Source organism: Limnohabitans sp., from assembly GCF_046052765.1.
Lineage (GTDB): Bacteria > Pseudomonadota > Gammaproteobacteria > Burkholderiales > Burkholderiaceae_C > Limnohabitans.
On sequence record NZ_JAVLFQ010000081.1, the window covers coordinates 12653 to 29555 of the forward strand.

The 16903-nt window shown below is 48.2% G+C and carries 17 protein-coding genes and 1 tRNA gene; 12 read left to right on the plus strand and 6 right to left on the minus strand.

Annotation, left to right across the window (positions count from 1 at the left end):
• The first annotated feature begins 22 nt into the window (after window positions 1–22).
• Window positions 23–1279, plus strand: a complete 1257-nt coding sequence (locus tag AC9UG7_RS11645; protein ID WP_509587921.1) for a purine-cytosine permease family protein — start codon at window positions 23–25, stop codon at window positions 1277–1279.
• Here AC9UG7_RS11645 and thiD read toward each other — a convergent pair.
• Complete coding sequence (gene thiD, locus AC9UG7_RS11650; RefSeq protein ID WP_509587923.1) at window positions 1242–2099, minus strand: bifunctional hydroxymethylpyrimidine kinase/phosphomethylpyrimidine kinase; 858 nt, start codon at window positions 2097–2099, stop codon at window positions 1242–1244. The genes AC9UG7_RS11645 and thiD overlap by 38 nt on opposite strands.
• Window positions 2100–2154: 55 nt before the next feature.
• On the opposite strand from thiD, the gene AC9UG7_RS11655 reads away from it, so the two are divergent.
• The 6 genes from AC9UG7_RS11655 to AC9UG7_RS11680 all read left to right on the plus strand — a co-directional run bounded on the left by AC9UG7_RS11655 (window position 2155) and on the right by AC9UG7_RS11680 (window position 6455).
• The gene (locus tag AC9UG7_RS11655) at window positions 2155–3234 is read left to right on the plus strand and encodes an FAD-dependent oxidoreductase (RefSeq protein ID WP_509587925.1); all 1080 of its coding nucleotides are present in this window, start codon (window positions 2155–2157) and stop codon (window positions 3232–3234) included.
• A complete protein-coding gene (gene thiS / locus AC9UG7_RS11660) occupies window positions 3224–3448 on the plus strand; it encodes a sulfur carrier protein ThiS (protein ID WP_509587927.1) in 225 nt (74 codons plus the stop codon). Before AC9UG7_RS11655 ends, thiS begins: the two co-directional genes overlap by 11 nt.
• A gap of 1 nt (window position 3449) precedes the next feature.
• Window positions 3450–4244, plus strand: a complete 795-nt coding sequence (locus AC9UG7_RS11665; protein ID WP_509587929.1) for a thiazole synthase — start codon at window positions 3450–3452, stop codon at window positions 4242–4244.
• A gap of 11 nt (window positions 4245–4255) precedes the next feature.
• Entirely contained in the window at window positions 4256–5152 is an 897-nt protein-coding gene (locus AC9UG7_RS11670) for a thiamine phosphate synthase (protein ID WP_509587932.1), read from the plus strand.
• Between the two features lie 37 nt (window positions 5153–5189).
• Window positions 5190–6020: a pirin family protein gene (locus AC9UG7_RS11675; protein WP_509587934.1), complete on the plus strand. Its 831-nt coding sequence runs from the start codon at window positions 5190–5192 to the stop codon at window positions 6018–6020.
• 225 nt (window positions 6021–6245) lie between these two features.
• Complete coding sequence (locus AC9UG7_RS11680) at window positions 6246–6455, plus strand: TetR/AcrR family transcriptional regulator (RefSeq protein ID WP_509587936.1); 210 nt, start codon at window positions 6246–6248, stop codon at window positions 6453–6455.
• Between the two features lie 243 nt (window positions 6456–6698).
• On the opposite strand, the gene AC9UG7_RS11685 is transcribed toward AC9UG7_RS11680, so the two are convergent.
• Complete coding sequence (locus AC9UG7_RS11685; protein ID WP_509587938.1) at window positions 6699–7961, minus strand: MFS transporter; 1263 nt, start codon at window positions 7959–7961, stop codon at window positions 6699–6701.
• Between the two features lie 422 nt (window positions 7962–8383).
• Here AC9UG7_RS11685 and AC9UG7_RS11690 point away from each other — a divergent pair, with 422 nt between their 5' ends.
• Window positions 8384–8797, plus strand: coding sequence for a surface-adhesin E family protein (locus tag AC9UG7_RS11690; RefSeq protein ID WP_509587940.1), 414 nt, complete (start codon window positions 8384–8386; stop codon window positions 8795–8797).
• A 151-nt stretch (window positions 8798–8948) separates the two neighbouring features.
• Here the strand turns inward: AC9UG7_RS11690 and AC9UG7_RS11695 are convergent, their stop codons facing one another.
• A complete protein-coding gene (locus AC9UG7_RS11695; RefSeq protein WP_509587942.1) occupies window positions 8949–9482 on the minus strand; it encodes a hypothetical protein in 534 nt (177 codons plus the stop codon).
• Between the two features lie 260 nt (window positions 9483–9742).
• On the opposite strand from AC9UG7_RS11695, the gene AC9UG7_RS11700 reads away from it, so the two are divergent.
• The 3 genes from AC9UG7_RS11700 (at window position 9743) to AC9UG7_RS11710 (ending at window position 15041) form a co-directional block, all read left to right on the plus strand.
• The gene (locus tag AC9UG7_RS11700; RefSeq protein ID WP_509587944.1) at window positions 9743–10624 is read left to right on the plus strand and encodes a sterol desaturase family protein; all 882 of its coding nucleotides are present in this window, start codon (window positions 9743–9745) and stop codon (window positions 10622–10624) included.
• A 154-nt stretch (window positions 10625–10778) separates the two neighbouring features.
• Window positions 10779–12338: a flagellin N-terminal helical domain-containing protein gene (locus AC9UG7_RS11705; RefSeq protein ID WP_509587946.1), complete on the plus strand. Its 1560-nt coding sequence runs from the start codon at window positions 10779–10781 to the stop codon at window positions 12336–12338.
• 12 nt (window positions 12339–12350) lie between these two features.
• Window positions 12351–15041, plus strand: coding sequence for a flagellin (locus tag AC9UG7_RS11710; RefSeq protein WP_509587948.1), 2691 nt, complete (start codon window positions 12351–12353; stop codon window positions 15039–15041).
• Window positions 15042–15131: 90 nt separating this feature from the next.
• On the opposite strand, the gene AC9UG7_RS11715 is transcribed toward AC9UG7_RS11710, so the two are convergent.
• The 3 genes from AC9UG7_RS11715 to AC9UG7_RS11725 all read right to left on the minus strand — a co-directional run bounded on the left by AC9UG7_RS11715 (window position 15132) and on the right by AC9UG7_RS11725 (window position 16501).
• Window positions 15132–15452: a flagellar protein FlaG gene (locus AC9UG7_RS11715; protein ID WP_509587952.1), complete on the minus strand. Its 321-nt coding sequence runs from the start codon at window positions 15450–15452 to the stop codon at window positions 15132–15134.
• Window positions 15453–15675: 223 nt separating this feature from the next.
• On the minus strand, window positions 15676–15897 hold the full coding sequence (locus tag AC9UG7_RS11720) for a hypothetical protein (RefSeq protein WP_509587954.1): 222 nt from the start codon (window positions 15895–15897) through the stop codon (window positions 15676–15678).
• Window positions 15898–16114: 217 nt separating this feature from the next.
• Window positions 16115–16501 carry a surface-adhesin E family protein gene (locus AC9UG7_RS11725; RefSeq protein ID WP_509587957.1) on the minus strand — a complete coding sequence of 129 codons (387 nt, stop codon included), beginning with the start codon at window positions 16499–16501 and terminating at the stop codon, window positions 16115–16117.
• Window positions 16502–16803: 302 nt separating this feature from the next.
• Between AC9UG7_RS11725 and AC9UG7_RS11730 the strand changes: the two genes are divergently transcribed.
• A tRNA-Asn gene (locus AC9UG7_RS11730) sits at window positions 16804–16879 on the plus strand.
• The last annotated feature ends 24 nt before the right edge of the window (window positions 16880–16903 follow it).

Below are 16903 nucleotides of genomic sequence, written 5' to 3' on the forward strand. Positions count from 1 at the left end.
CTGCCATTCTTTTGGAAAACAGATGGCACACACCAATGAATCTTTAACCCCCGTGAGCGACGAGCAACGGGTTTTTGGCTGGTACGCCCATGCGTCGCTTTGGTTCAGCCTGGGCGTTGGCTTGCTGGTGATACAGATTGGTGCCTACTTGGTGCCAGCCATGGGCACGCAACAAGCGTTGCTCGCTATCGTGCTGGGTTCGCTTCTTGGTGCTGGTCTGTTGGCCTGGGTAGCCAAAATCGGTTGCGACACCGGTTTGTCCAGCGCAGGCTTGATGCATGAAGTCTTTGGCAGCGCGTTTGCTCGCCTGCCTGTGTTGCTCAATATTGTTCAACTGGTAGGCTGGACCACGTTTGAACTGGTGGTCATGCGCGACGGCACGCTGGCCATGACAGAGGGCAGCACATGGTCTTCGCCATTGCTCACCACACTGCTGTGGGGCGGCGTGCTCACGCTCTTAATGACAAGTTCTATGCTGGGCTTGGTGCGCAGTTTTGTCAGCCGCTTCGGTTTGCCGCTGGTGGTGCTCTCGCTGGTGTGGCTGAGTTGGCAATTTCTGGGTTTGTTGCAAGCCCAAGGCCTGCAAGCTTTCTGGAACAAACCCGGCACGGGTGAGATGGGTTTTTTATCTGCCATGGATTTGGTGATAGCCATGCCCGTATCTTGGTTGCCTTTGATCGCTGACTATGCCCGTCACGGTAAAAACAGTCGCTCGGCTTTCAGCGGCAGTTGGCTCGGTTACACCATCGCTAATATCTGGTGTTATGCCTTAGGTGTGATGGTGGTCAGCGTGTCTGCGCCAGACGCCAACTTGGTCAATACCTTGTTGCTGGCGCAAGGAGGGCTGCTGGCGCTGGGTTTGATTTTGCTGGATGAAATCGATAACGCGTATGGCGATGTGTACTCAGCAGCGGTCAACAGCCACAGTCTGTGGTCAGGTCTCAGCTCGCGTCAATGGGGATTGGGTCTAGCTGTGCTGTGCACCGTGCTGGCCTTGTTTTTGCCCATGCACAGCTTGGAACCGTTTTTGTTGATGCTGAGTTCGGTGTTCGTGCCGCTCTTTGGCGTCATCTTGGGCAGACTCGGATTTGGGATGACAAGCAGCAACTTGCAACGCGTGGACAAATCAGCTGCAGCTGCTTGGCTGGCAGGCGTGGCCGTGTTTCATTTGTGTGTGCAGTTTGCGCCTGAGTGGGGTTCTGCGCTGCCGAGTCTGGTTGTTACTCTGTTGCTGGGATGGATCACTCGACCGGCTTTGGCAGCGGTTTCACATGCATAACTTGCGGCGCAAAACCATGGTTCAAAGGCCCGTGACCTTCGCCTGTTTTGACGCTGGCTCCTTCGGCGATTGCGTGACGAATGAAGGCGCGCGCCGCAGCCACCGCTTCAGCCATATTTTTGCCCAACGCCAGATACGCGGCAATCGCAGAGGACAAGGTGCAGCCGGTGCCGTGTACGTTGCTGCTGTGAATGCGGGTCGCATCAAACACCACAGCATCACCGCCAGACATTTGCAATACATCGCACAACACATCGCCAGACAAATGCCCGCCTTTGAGCAAAACGGCCTTGGCACCCAAGTCAAGCAAAGCTTGCGCCGCACTAGGCAGTTCGTCAACCGCGGTCAATGCATGGTTCAACAACAAACCGGCCTCATCCAAGTTGGGCGTGACCAATTGCACGCGTGGAAACAATTCTTTCACCAACACAGAAACAGTTTCTTCGGCGATCAAACGGTCACCACTGGTGGCCACCATCACCGGATCGAGAATCACATTAGTCAATCCGTAATGATCAATAGCCCAGGCAACGACTGCAACCACTTCGGGCGAATGCAACATGCCAATCTTGACCGCATCCACGCAGATATCGTCCAGCACCGACTGCATTTGGACTTTCAAAAATGCCGCAGGTACGCCGTGAATTGCTTGCACGCCCAAGGTGTTTTGCGCGGTCAATGCGGTAATCGCTGTCATACCGTAACAACCCAAAGCGGAAAAAGTTTTCAAATCGGCCTGAATACCGGCGCCGCCGCCACTGTCGGATCCAGCGATACTCAAGACACGCGCGTATTGACCAGTCGGAGAAATGTGTTGCATGGACTGCATTATCAACAAAGCCGCGCTGTGCTTGCTGACATCAAAGGACAAACCAGTGAGTAAACACCTCAACTGCGCGGTGCTGGGTGCCGGATTGATGGGTCGTTTGCTAGCGCATGGATTGGCCATGGCGGGACATCGGGTCAGCATATACGAGGCCTCTGGCGAGGATGGCTTAGGCGCGGCCGCCCGCGTGGCTGCCTCGATGCTGGCACCATTGGCCGAATCAGCCATCACCGAATGGCCGGTGGTCGATATGGGTCAATACAGCTTGCAGCGTTGGCCTGTATTGATTAAACAGTTACCCGACCAGGTATTTTTCCAGCAACTCGGTACCTTGATACTGTGGCACAAGCAAGATGCATTACAGGCTCGGATGCTGGTTGATAAATTGGAATTCAACAGCAACAGACTACCCTCGGAATGCAAACCGCAGAACTTTCAATCAGACACTCTGCAAGCCTTGGAGCCTGAACTGTCAAGCAAATTTCAACAAGGATTATTTTTACCTGGCGAAGGACAATTGGATAACCGCCAGTTGCTCCACGCGCTGATGAAAGCCCTGCAAGCAAAAAAGGTTGATATCCATTGGCACAGCGCCAAGACATTGGATGACGTAGATGCTTTACATCGCCAGGGCGCAGACTGGGTGTTTGATTGTCGTGGGACAGGCGCAAGAAACGATTGGCATGGTCTACGCGGTGTACGCGGCGAAGTCATACGCCTGCACGCGCCAGATGTTCATATCACGAGACCTGTACGTTTGGTACATCCACGGTATCCGCTTTACATCGCACCTAAGCAGGATCAGGTGTATGTGATCGGTGCCACTGAGATTGAAAGTGACGATACATCTGAAGCCAGCGTACGCTCCACCTTGGAACTCTTGAGTGCGGCTTACAGTCTGCACAGCGGTTTTGCCGAAGCCCGCATTCTGGAAATCAACACACAACTTCGCCCTGCGCTGAAAAATAACCTGCCAAGTATTCGTCGCATCGCGGACCGCTGCTTGCAAATCAACGGCTTATACCGCCACGGTTTTTTGATTGCGCCAGCCATGTTAGATGCCGTCATAGGTTTGATACAAGGCGATGCATCGTTGGCTGATCGATTCGAATTGACAAATGACCACTGAGATGACCAACCATCGCATTCAAATTTGGGTGAACCAAGTTGCTACAGAATTGACAATGCCAGCTTATTTATCTGATGCTATTGATGCCGTTGACATCAAGCCGCCTTTTGCAGCTGCTGTCAATTTGCATTTTGTGCCGAAAAAAAACTACACCAGCTACGCATTGCAGGCGGGTGACAAGATTGAATTGATCGTGCCGGTCACAGGAGGATGAATTGAGTACACACACAGACCCGCTGATTTTGTACGGCGCTTCATTCCATAGCCGCCTATTATTAGGAACCTCGCGCTATCCGTCACCCCAAGTACTGGCTGATGCGGTTGCATTGGCTCAGCCCGCCATGTTGACCGCATCGCTGCGGCGTCAAACTGCACACGCAGACACTTCCCCTGCTTTTTGGAATTTATTGCGGGATATGAAAGTGCCGGTGTTGCCTAACACCGCTGGTTGCCACAGTATTCAAGAGGTCATCACTACCGCGGAAATGGCACGCGAGTTGTTTGAAACCGATTGGCTGAAACTGGAATTGATAGGCGACGATTACAGCTTGCAACCGGACACGGTGAACCTACCGTCAGCGGCGCAACAACTTATCAAAGCAGGTTTCAAAGTGCTGCCTTATTGCACCGAAGACTTGGTGTTGTGCCAGCGGCTGGTGGATGTAGGGTGTCAAGCCGTCATGCCGTGGGCCGCGCCCATTGGCACAGGTAAAGGGCCGATCAATCCTTATGCCATGCGTATGTTGCGTGAACGTTTGAGTGTGCCTTTGATAGTTGATGCAGGTCTTGGACTGCCATCACATGCCTGCCAAGTCATGGAATGGGGCTATGACGCGGTATTACTGAACACGGCGGTAGCGCTTGCACGCCATCCAATCGACATGGCGCGTGCATTTGCTCTGGCGGTTCAAGCCGGTAGGGACGCTTTCTTAGGCGGCGTTATGCAACCACAGGAAGCAGCGCAAGCCAGCACACCATTGATAGGCACTCCCTTTTGGCATCACAACTGAAAGACAAGCACATGGATATCAAAGCTGTTGCCACTGACATTGCCCGATTACACAGCCAACTGCTGGCTGGCGATTCAGCCCCGCTTGACATACTGATGCGTGAAATACCTGCTCAAGCGCCGCCCACATTCGCTGCTGCCTGGCTGGGCGCGCGGCTATTGGGATTTGTACCGCATGACGCGCAATGCATTGCTGCTGCGTGGCAATTACAAACGCAAAGAGAGGGAGCCTTTGATGTATCTCACTGGCCCTGTGACCCGCAGGACTATGCAGTGCCTGCGCCTGATGCAACGACTGCATTTGCTCCCTGTCCGCCTAAACTAGGCTTGTATGCGGTGTTGCCTGATGCGGATTGGGTGGCGCGCATGGTGCAACTCGAGGTACCGACCGTGCAGTTACGCTTCAAATCTGACGATAGCAAGGCCATCGAACAACAAGTCAAGTCAGCGGTTCAAGCGGTTCAAGGAAGTCACACACTGCTGTTCATTAATGACCATTGGCGACAAGCGATAGACACAGGTGCTTATGGCGTGCACCTGGGTCAGGAGGATATGTCAGAAGCACCCTTACAAACTATTCGCGCCTGCGGCTTGCGACTTGGATTAAGTTCACACGGCTATGCAGAAATGCTCAGGGCAAACCAAGTACAACCCAGCTACTTGGCTATGGGAGCGGTATTTCCCACCACCTTGAAACGCATGGCCACAGCGCCACAAGGGTTGGGGCGGCTTGCGATGTATGCACGCCTTATGCAGGGTAAATCGTTGGTAGCCATTGGCGGCATAGATTTAAATTCATTGCCTGCCGTCATGAAAACCGGTGTGGGCTCGGCTGCATGTGTAAGGGCCATCACAGGATCTGACAATGTGGCGCAAGCCGTTGCACAATTGCGCCAAAGCATGGCATGACACCCTCGCTATCTATCCAGTGCAGAAAGCGTCTCACATGACAAGCAGCAGAACTGTCATTCACTCCACCCGTGGTCGTGCACACGGTCCCATCACCCGCTTGATGAGCCCCGGGGATCTGGGTCAATTATTGAAACCTTTTGTGTTTCTGGATTACATAGAGGCGCCAGCCGGAGGCGGGCCTGAGTTTGGTTTTCATCCACATTCCGGCATTGCCACCCTGACCTTTCCGCTGACATTCGGCATTCGCCACGAAGTCTCAACCGGTCAAGTTGACGAAGTGTCCCCCAAGGGCATTGAATGGCTGATTGCAGGCGGTGGTATTTGGCACAAAGCCAACCCGTTGACTGCAGCAGCCAAAGACATCATGCAAGGTTTTCAAATATGGTTTGCCTTACCCGCCTCCCATGAAAACGGTCCCTCCTCCACCATGTTTATGGACCCTCAAGACGTGCCGCAAGAGGGTCCTGTGACCCTGATTTTGGGAAGTTATGGAGAATTGCGCAGCCGCATACACACACCTTTTGATGCCAACTACCTCTGGATAGAACTCAAGGATGGTGAATCCTTTGATTACCAGCCGCCTGAGGGACACATGCTGGCATGGGCGTTTTCCCAAACCGGCCAACTACTGGTTAGCGATCACCGCTTGCAGCGCGAAATGGTTGTTTTTTCCGAAGGCGAAGAAGCCATCCATTTCAAGGCACAAGGGGATTGTGGTTTTTTATTAGGCTCTGCCAAAAAACACCCGCATGATTTGGTACTGGGTTACTACTCAGTGCACACCAGTGAAGAGGCGCTAGCACTAGGTGAATCAAACATCACAAAGTTGGGTGATGGCCTTCGCGCAAGAGGCCAAATTCGCTGAATTAATCTGAAAACCACGGCTTGGGAAATATTCAATAAGCAGTCTATTTACTTCGTTAAAAAACGATGTAACGAAGAAATAGAGTCCAAGTCTCTTGGCTTGATACCCACCTCTAGTCTGCGCTTTCTGATCCAAGTCATGGGCGTCATGCCTTTGAATTTAGCAAAGGCAGCTTGTAATTCCATATGATCTGCCCCGCTTTGCACCATCAAATCCTTCCAGCCAATGAATGATGTTCGGTTTTCAAGAAAATTGATCTCTACTGCCAGCAAAGCCTCTGTTTCTGCTCTTAAAAAACCTGTTCAGAGCCAGTCTCAAATGACGCTGGCTTCATTACAAGCGGCCTTTGTTCGGGTTTTGCTTGAAAGGGGATACGAGAAAATGACCATCCGCGAAGTAGCCTCAGTTGCTGGTGTAGGTATAGGAACTTTTTAGGACTATGTGCCGAACTTGAAGGCACTGGCGGCTTCGACCATTCACAAGCGATGCATTGAGTGCGCTACATACCCTCAACCAAAATCATGCCTGTCGCTCGTATGGCGCATGCCATCAGCTAAGGTTGGTATTCCCATGACTTACTTTTTACACCACGACGAACCGCTCCATAGTCGCTCCTTGGATGAAATTGGCTATGCCATCGTCAGCTTTGTCCAATCTTCATCAATGCCATCTTGATGGCTAATCAGCATACAGTTCCTGTCCGCGTGTTTCCGGCAACAGCCATGCAGCCCATAAAAATACGCCATACGCGACAACAGCAAAAACAGCGATGGCGGCAGCGAGACCGTATTGAGTAGAAAAATATCCCACCAAGGCAGGAAACACAGCACCCATGCCACGGCCAAAGTTGTAGCAAAAACCTTGACCTGATCCCCGAAGGCGTGTGGGAAAAAGCTCAGTCAAAAAAGCACCCAAGCCAGAAAAATAGCCACTGGCAAAAAACCCCAGAGGAAAACCCAACCACATCATCATTTCATTGGTGATTTCCCATTGCGTGTAGGCAAGCACCAAGCAAATCGCGCCGATAGAGAAAGTAATAAACAATTTGCGCCGCCCATAGCGATCTGCCATCCAAGCACCACATAAAAAACCCACCAAACTACCCACTATCAAAAAAGCCAAATAGCCGGTAGATCCGATGACAGTCAATTTACGCTCGGATTTCAAAAAAGTAGGAACCCAAGTTGTAATGGCGTAATACCCTCCCTGCGCACCCATGGTGAGTAAAGATGCCAACACCGTGGTTTTCAACATTTCAGGTTTGAAGATTTCCAAAATGGAAGGCGTATTTGCAGTTTCAGCCAACTTCGTTCTTGTTGCAACTGCAACCGCCGGCTCCTCAATGTGTCTTCTCACATAAATCAATAACAACGCGGGCAAGAAACCCAAGGCAAACATGGCACGCCAAGCCAGTTCTTCTGGCAATAAAGTGAAGGTGACCGCCTGCAGTACGACAGCTGCACCCCAACCTACAGCCCATGCAGATTGAACCGAGCCGACTGCGCGACCACGGTATTCGGCACGGATGGTCTCTCCCATCAGCACTGCCCCAGCCGCCCACTCGCCTCCGAAGCCAAAACCCAACATGGCGCGTGACACCATCAGTTGGTTGAAATCCTGGGCAAATGCACTGATCAGACTAAAGGAGGAAAACCAGAGAATAGTGATTTGAAGCGTACGAACGCGACCGATAAGGTCAGCCATGTAACCCGCTAACCAACCACCCAAAGCAGATGCCAGCAGATTGCCGGTGACTGCGAGCCCTGCAAGCCCCCGATCTACTTGCCATAAGGAGATGATGGTACCTATCACTAGGGGGTAAATCATAAAATCCATGCCATCCAACGCCCAGCCCATGAAGCAACCCCAAAAGGTTTTCTTTTCTCTAGGGTTCATCGTCTTGTAAAAACCACTCAAACTGCGATCAGACTCGTTCTGCATGTTTTTTTCCTTGGTAACCTGACTTTACATGGCGATAGGCAGCCTTCCAATTAAGCATCAGCCGTGAACCTTGTAGGCAGTATCACACGCTCTCGCGGATCTATTCTTTGTGTTTACCCAGACTGGCACACAGTCTCATTTAGTCATTAAAGTGATTGGTCGCAGTGAACACTTGGTGTGTGGGTTTTAAAACCAGGCGAAGATAACGACGAATCAGGGTCAAAAGCTGATGCATATTAATTTAAAAGCATACATATCACCAAGATGAATAGGTTTTGACCAGATAATATGTAAATAAATCGAATATCACACAAATTCATATCGGGGTTAATGCTAATATTCGTTTCGTTGAGTGATTTGTTGGAGAACAAAACCTATTCAACAAACAGTCAAACAACATTCACCTAACCGGAGTTATTCAAATGCAACATTCCATCGTCAAACTGATCGCGGCCTCTTCCATCACCCTGTTCGCTTCCTTGGCACATGCCACTTGGGACTTCAGCATCACTCAAGGTAATACGCAGTTGCTCGCAGCCAGCAGTTCATTCACAGCGGACGATGATTTGCGCTTTGCTTCACAAATGGTCAGCACCAACCAACCAGACGCCAATGGATTCCTCTACGTAGAAAATATTGCGCAGTACAGCTGCAAAAAGAATGCATACCAATTGGTCAAAGCGATTGGCTACAAAACTTGGAATGACCAAGGCGTTAGCATCGAACAAACCATGGGTAAATGGGTTCCTGTGACCTCAGGTACACCTGAACAATCCATGATGAACAAATTGTGTAATTTGTCAGTTGCAGACGCTTCTGGTGTAACAAACAAGTAATTTTTGCAAACGGCAGCCAATGTTCTGATCTTGGCTGACTTTGCTAAGCGCCTGTAATGGTGTAACAAAACCTATGTCAAAGCTTGTGACATAGGTTTTTTTGATTGAAAAGTTATAACAAGTTGTATCGCTGGGGCAACTAAACAGGGGATCAACGAGATTCTTTCACGCACTGCAGTGTTTGATGCCAAAACTGCGCACCTGAACCAGCGTATTCAATAGGCAAGATTCCCATCATGTTGAAATGCATGGTCTCCAGTTGCTTCATGCGGTTGTAATTCATTAAGCCGCGCTTTCCCATCTCTAGATAAGCTGAGCAATTAGCCCCCACTTCACTCAATGCGGGATTTTGTGCGTGCGCACATTCGTGGAAGTAAACAAAATCCCAAATAGATTGTGATCCTTTGATGGATTTTTCATGTGCCTGACCATCAAAGATGATGGTTGGCCAACCATCGTCGTCTAAACGCATCACAGCCACGGCTCTGCCTAACTCGGGATGGCGGTTGTTAATATCGGTATACCTGTTCCAAATTTCTGTGGCGAACCCAGACTTGCCATTCAAATTGACAGCGCATTGCACATTCTCACCAGTGGAAATCTCAAATGCATGCGTAGAAGCACAAGTCACCCATACCAAACTGGTCAAGAATGAACGCATGGCACTGGCAAAATATTTATGCATAGATTTCTCCCTGTTACAGAACGCACTTTAAACTTGGATTGACCCTGAGTCTACGTGCTGACCCAGATAAGTTATCCAAAAATAATTGGAATGTCTTGGTTTTAAAGGGGCACCCTAAATCTGAAAAACATGCCTCAAATGATGACTCAAGAAAGACTGACGACTTTTTGAAACAAATAAATAATTTGTATTTATAGTTTATTTTAATATAATAAAATGATACTTAATAATAAATTTTCAATAAAGAAGGATCAAGAATCATGAATCCCAATCAAATTCAAAACATATTGGTTATTTGCTTAATTTTAGGCTTTGCCATGATGGAGTTCATCACAAAGCGATACAAGCAAACAGTCAACGCAAGCTCCAACGATACAAAACTTGAGCTATTCATGTTCATCAGTTTATTAGCCATCACTCAACCATTGGCCATACTGTCTACGAATAAATTGGGAAACTGGTTGGCGCCCGAGTATAAAAATTTACTGGCTGACTGGCCTTGGTGGGCCATGGTTGGCATATTGATTTTGGCTGATGATTTCACTCAATATGTTTGGCATCGTCTTTCTCATACCCCATGGTTTTGGCCACTACACAGAGCACATCACTCGGCAGAGTACATGAGTATTCGCATGACATTTAGAAATAATTTTTTTTATTACCTGATGATGCCCGGCTTATGGTTTGCTGGTGCGTTGCTATACCTTGGTGTGGGCGGCATTGTCTACGCACTGTACATCGTGACAAAACTGTTGATCATCGTGGGCGCGCATTGTGCCTGGCGTTGGGATGAACCGCTTTATCGCATCCGAGCGCTGCGGCCACTGATGTGGGTACTTGAACGCCTGATATCAACACCAGCGACCCACTGGGCACACCATGCCATTACCAACGATGACGGTATTGGACACTACAAAGGAAATTTTGGAAATATGTTTTTTATTTGGGACATGATTTTCTCTACGGCAAAGATCACTCGCCAATACCCCAAACAAGTCGGTCTCATCGACGACAAACTTTTTGGTCAAGAGAAGTGGTACTGCCAAATGTTTTACCCCTTGATCCATTCAAAGCGTGTGAACAGTGCATTAAAAATTGGTGGAGAAATCTATGCTGAACAACCCACCAAAAAGACTTCCTAAGAGAAATTAGCTGCTGAACACACATTGGCGTCAAAGCCATATACCAATCATTTCTTTTTTAAAATATATGTTATTTGAATAACTTATTACACAATAACAACCATTAAGCTGGAACAATATTTGCATTGATGGGCCAGTTCACCATTTTTTTGACATGGCATCCATCAATACCAACGTTCATGCATTGTTCTCGCAAACTGCGCTCAAATCGACTGAGCGCAGTCAGCAAGTGTCTATGCAGCAATTGTCAAGCGGCACGCGCATCAACTCGTCTCGCGATGATGCCGCTGGCTTGTCAATTACTTCTCGCATGACACCCCAAATTCACAGCGTGAATCAGGCAGTGCGCAACGCTGGGGACGCCATCAACGTGATTCAAACCGCTGAGGGCGCGACCAATGAAATCTCCGACATGCTTCATCGCATGCGGGAGTTAGCTGTACAAGCCGCTAACGACACCCATAGCAATGAGCAACGCGGTTACTTGGACCTTGAATTCCAACAACTTAAAAAACAAATTGTTCAAATTGCTGACACCACAGAGTGGAATGGTTTTCCAGTGTTAAACGGCAAAACAGGTGAGCGCGTGGGGATCAAGCCGGTTTACAAAACGACCTCAGAGCCTTCCTTGGGGAATTCCATTCAGTTCACTGCAGCCAAGCCAAGTTCATCTTCTTCCTCCATCCGAACCGGCGGGGCTTCAGGCTTGGTGACCGGTGTCACAGAAGAATCAGTGTTGACTTTTCCGGCAATGAGCAAAGGTCAAACCATCACAGTGGCTGGATTGACTTACACCGCTACGGTTTCCAACAGCAGCTCAGAAGTGGCTGCTGCATTTGCCCATATTGCTGATGGTTCGGCTGACGGTGCAAGCACCAAAGGAACCTACAGCGGTTTTTTGCAATCCTTTAGTGCGGGCAAGGTTGCTGGTAACAGTGTGACTTTTACCAGCACTACGACTTTCGCAAATGTTACTGACATCACTGTCTCAGCTGGCACCACAGTCACGGGTGGCCAAAGTGCTGTCGTACCCGCTGTATACACACCCGACAACAAGCAAGGTGCTGCAGGTGGTGGCATTGTCTTTGACGGCACAGGTTCTTTTACAAAGTCGGGGACTTTGAACATTGTGGCAGGTGGGCCCTCTACCGTGACCACTGCTACCTTCACATTAGATGACGGGCAAATAATAAATTTGAATACCAACAACGCTGTTCAGATTACAGATGGAGCGGTCACCATCGACAAAACCGCGTTGGTTGGTGCTGGAGTCGATATTTTGTCAGGTGGCAATGTATTGCTAAGTCAATTCGCCAGCGATGGCTCCACCGCCGCGTTTGCCTCGGGCGATGTAGTGGGCTTGAAGGTATCGCGCGGCTTGTCTGGCTTGGATCCGATGTACGCCAACGATGTGATCATCAACGGCATTCCCATCGGTGCCGCTTCGCTGCTTGCGGATACTGTTTCACCACAAAGCGGCAACCAAATAGCAAGTGCCATAGCCAAAGCAGCCGCCATCAACGAGCAAACCTTTGCCACAGGCGTGCATGCCACCGTCAACCCCTGCGTCATGACTGGCGCGGCCATGGGTGGTAGCGGCGTGGCCAAAGGTAGCTTGAATATCAACGGCTTTACGACGCCAATGATCAAAACGGTACTGAATAACCCACAAGAATCACGAATCGTAGCTGTCCAAGCGATTAATTTCATCTGAGCACAAACCGGTGTGCACGCTATAGATTCTTTCAACAACAACAAAGGCATCACACTGGTGGCCAATGATGGTCGTAATATTGAAGTGATCTTCAATACGACAAGCACCAACACAGACTTCTCTCGCCTCACAGGATTAAAGCAAGGTGTGCAAACAGGCACCTTCTCTTTAGAGAGTGCAACAGAGACACCCATCAATATCACCACATCTCCCAACGGTGACATACACCGCGCAGGATTGGAGGTAGTCAGCTATAACAGCAAAACGCTGAGTACCATCACTACCCAAGCTCGTGCGCAAGCCAACACCGCGGATGACGTGGTCAGCTTGGGCAGCAATGAATTGCTAATCAACGGTGTGACCATTCGCGCCGCTTTACCCACAGATGACACCTTGTCAGTGACACAGAGCTTCACCAGCAAAGCACAAGCCAGTGCCATCGCTACAGCAGCCGCCATCAACGCCAGCACCGCCAAGACTGGAGTGACAGCGGTGCCTGTACCAGTGCAAATCAAAGGCAACGTCACCGATGTGTCCCTGCCAAACGCAAAAACCTTGGCTGCTGCGCCAAACAGCATGCAGTCGCTCTATATCAATGGCAAGAATATTTCTATTCGTATGTCATCAAACCAAACCGAATCCGATCGTCGCAAAGCGGTGGTGGAAGCGATACAGACCTATGCAGGTTTGACAGGTGTGGATGCAGTGGATAATGACAATGACGGTGTCACGCTCAAAGCCTTGGACGGACGCAACGTATCCATTTGGTTTGACAGCAACAAGGTAAATGCAGGCAGTTTCGGTTTGGGCAGTGGCACAGCCTCTCATACGCCCGACGGCATCACTGCCATGGCTGATGGCAGTATCAATTCCACTGGCGCAGCCACAGTCTACGCGTCAGTATCTTTGCAGTCAGAAAAAGCTATCAACATAGAATCTGCATCCAACGTGGTGGGCAAGGTCAATTCAAGCACCCAACTTACTGGAGCGGTTGCACAGATTGCACAAATCGATATTGCAAGTACCCCCCAGGAACTGACAGTCACACAGACTTCCACTTATATACAAATAGCCGATGGAGGGACCAGCACCGAAAGCTTGGTCATGTCAACGGACTCGACGCCTTCAACCACTCAAGACGCCTTGTCCTATGTGAACGGTATTCTTTACAAAGGTAATGGAACTACCGCCGATGTCTTAGGCTACGTGGATACAACGTTCAATGGCCTTAACGGGTCTCCCTTGCGATTTAACTTTATCAACCCCGACACACAAAACTACAACCCTGTTAACAATCATTATTACGAGGTAATCACGTCCTCCTCTCTTATTACATGGGCACAAGCCAAAACATTGGCTCAAAGTCGAACGATGTTTGGCTTATCTGGCTACCTGGCAACAGTCACAAGTGCGAGTGAACAAAGTTTAATCAGTCAAAAATTAGGCGGCATCAGGGGATGGATCGGCGCGAGTGATCAAGATGTATCTATGGGTGGACTAGGCGAAGGTAACTGGGCCTGGATGACAGGTCCAGAAGCGGGAACGATGTTTTTTCAAGGGCAAGGTACAACCGGCGTTGCAATCAATTCTCAATACAACAACTGGCAGACTGGTGAACCAAATAACTCCGGCGGCAATGAAGATTACGCTTATATCGCAAGCACCCAATATTGGGTTGATGCACCGACAACCGGTACGATGTATAAATATGTCGTGGAGTATGGCGGAACAGGGTTTGGAGGAAATTTAGATTTATCCATATCCGCTACAGATATACAAAACTTTAAAAATAAAGTCACTTACAGTAACTCGGCTATAGCTGACACTGCCTCAGTCACTATCAATGGACTCAACATTACCTCAGCGCCGACTGATAGAAATGCAACATTGTTAGCGACAGCTTTAGAAACGGCAATCAATGACCAAATCAATTCAGGCGCACTAAAAAATGTTGAAGTTGTCAGACAAGGCAGTAAGCTGAGTATCAATTCAACTGTTGCTGGAACACCATTTCAATTGACATCCGTAAGCACCAGTAATACAGCCAACACCATATCCGCTAGTGAGATCACAGGCAATCAAGTTGCCACTTCGTCCACAGATAATCTCAACGCCAAAAGCAACTTCAGTCATTTAGGATTCTATGAAGGCACCTTCGGTGGTTTGGTCAACGAAGCCACCAGTAAAATTTCTCCTCCACGCACAGGTCGCATGACCTTCCAAATAGGTGCCAATGAAGGAAACAAAATTACCATTGATTTGGCTGACTTTGGCAAAGCGGGTCCTATTACCGGAGATATCACTTGGGACGCAGACATGGACCCGTTAGCCTCAGGTGCGGAAATTCCCTCAGCACAGCCTGGTGGGCCCCAAATACAAGGCAAGCCCTTAACACGCAATTTCATTGGCTCAAGGTCTGCGGCCCAAGAGGTGTTGAAAAAGTTGGATTTGGTTGCAGACAAAATCAATCAAACACGCGCCAGCCTGGGTGCTGTGATGAACAGACTTGATCATGTGATCAACAATTTAACCAATTTTTCGATGAACCTGTCTGCATCGCGCAGTCAGATTGCAGACGCAGACTATGCCGCCGCTTCAACTGACATGGCTAAATTTCAAATCAAGCAGCAAGCCGCAACTGCGGTGCTGGCGCAAGCCAACACCATTAGCCAAAAGTCAGTGATCAAGCTGCTTCAGGGTTAAGGCCTTGGTTATTAATGCAGTGCTGAAATAATTTATTGATTATGAAAAATCCATAATTCATGTTGAACTTTTGCCTTTTTCAAAATGGAATCAGGTTTTTCGATCTACCAAATGCCCTGCCAATTTTGACATCAAATGAACATCTGGAGAAAAACCTTTGAAATCTAATGTTCGTATGACCTCGCCAGAAGATTTACTCGTAATTTTGACAACCAGCGAACCAGCAGTTGAATCCACCGAGTAATGCAAATCAGATGTATCAGGAACAATGAGCTTAGGAGCTTCAGGGCTTTTGACTGGGGTTATTTTTTCGGGTTTGGTGTTTTTTTGATTTGCCTTAGGCAAAGCCTCACCAGCATCAGGCTTAGCTGATGCGGGGTATAAATGAGGATTACCAAGTATCTGCGGCACAACTGCACTCCATATGAGATGTATCAACCATTTTGCTCATCGACATAATCGGCACAGATTAACAAAACTTTAATAAATTATTAAAAGAATGAATTTCGCAAGAAACCGATAGCAAAGTACTATTGATTGAAGCGAGCAGAATCAGCTTCGACAAATGTATGCAGCTTCAATGCATCAAGATAAGGGTGCGTACGTCTCTCTCCAAAACCATCAATCATTAAACCTATCCCTGCAAAAAAGACAAAACAATGCCCAAGCCTTGATAAAAATCATCATTCAAAGCAAAACGCAGTAGCCCCCCTATTCCAAACACGAGCCAAACAGCTACATACATCGGCCAAGCATTATTCAGCTTATTCATTCGCTCTAATTCAGCCTGAACAGCTGCAAGGGAATCAGCCTCCATCGTTCTGATGGTTTCAGCAACCAATCGGTTGACAACCAAATACCGAACACCACACTCAAAAGCCCTATTGGAAATATGAACACAAGCGCTTCGAATTTTTCACCTTAAAAATAGATGTTCGCTGAGTCTATGAGATCTACGTAGTGCGCGGCTTGCACCCTTTTTAGCTCCCTTGGTTTAACAAATCACCCATTTTTTTAATTAGAAAAATTAAAGAATACTCATCATCCAATATGTTATTTGATGCAGAAAAAAATTATCTCTTGCAAACTGCCAGTCGTGTTTTTTCTAGAGTGTCTTGCTTTGCAATATCTTTCCATTTCTCATCGGCATCTGAAACTCTTTCAAGTACCTTCCCCAAACCGCCCTGCTCACTAAAGGAGAAAGTGGTTATGTTCGAATAACGGGTATTTTCACAATCGAACTTGTAGTAAACGTTGAGAGACTGCGCTTGCCCCTCAGCGGTACTCGTTGGTTTCGCAAGATTTATAAGAAGCCACACCTTACGGGTAGATCCGTAAATGCCTATGGATAAGGGATCATAAAAATAATTATCTTTACCGCTGTCTGTGTTGACCGATATCCATTCGGCAAAAGACGAGAAGCTGAAGAACATGAGGCCAATCAACAATAATTTTTTCATGAAGATACACCGTTGTTAAAAAATAGAGAGTGATTTGACAACGCTGGGTAAGCGAAGTGGTAAGGTATTTTTCTTGTTATCATAAATTAAATTCACTGTGTGTTTTGCTTCAATTCACAGTAAAAACCCGCAACTTTAGCCTGCATCTCTAATTTTTTTGTGTTGGCTACACACAAAACTCGAATCAATTCAAGGCAGTATAAAATGTTTGATACAATAATTTTTCTGTAATGAGATGTGCAGTTCACACCAAACGCCCACATCATTCATTCACGTTTCTTGCTAGAAAAAACCGAATACATTCCTCGATAGCTCAGTCGGTAGAGCGCCGGACTGTTAATCCGTAGGTCCCTGGTTCGAGCCCAGGTCGAGGAGCCATAAAAAGCCAATGAAATCAAGCAC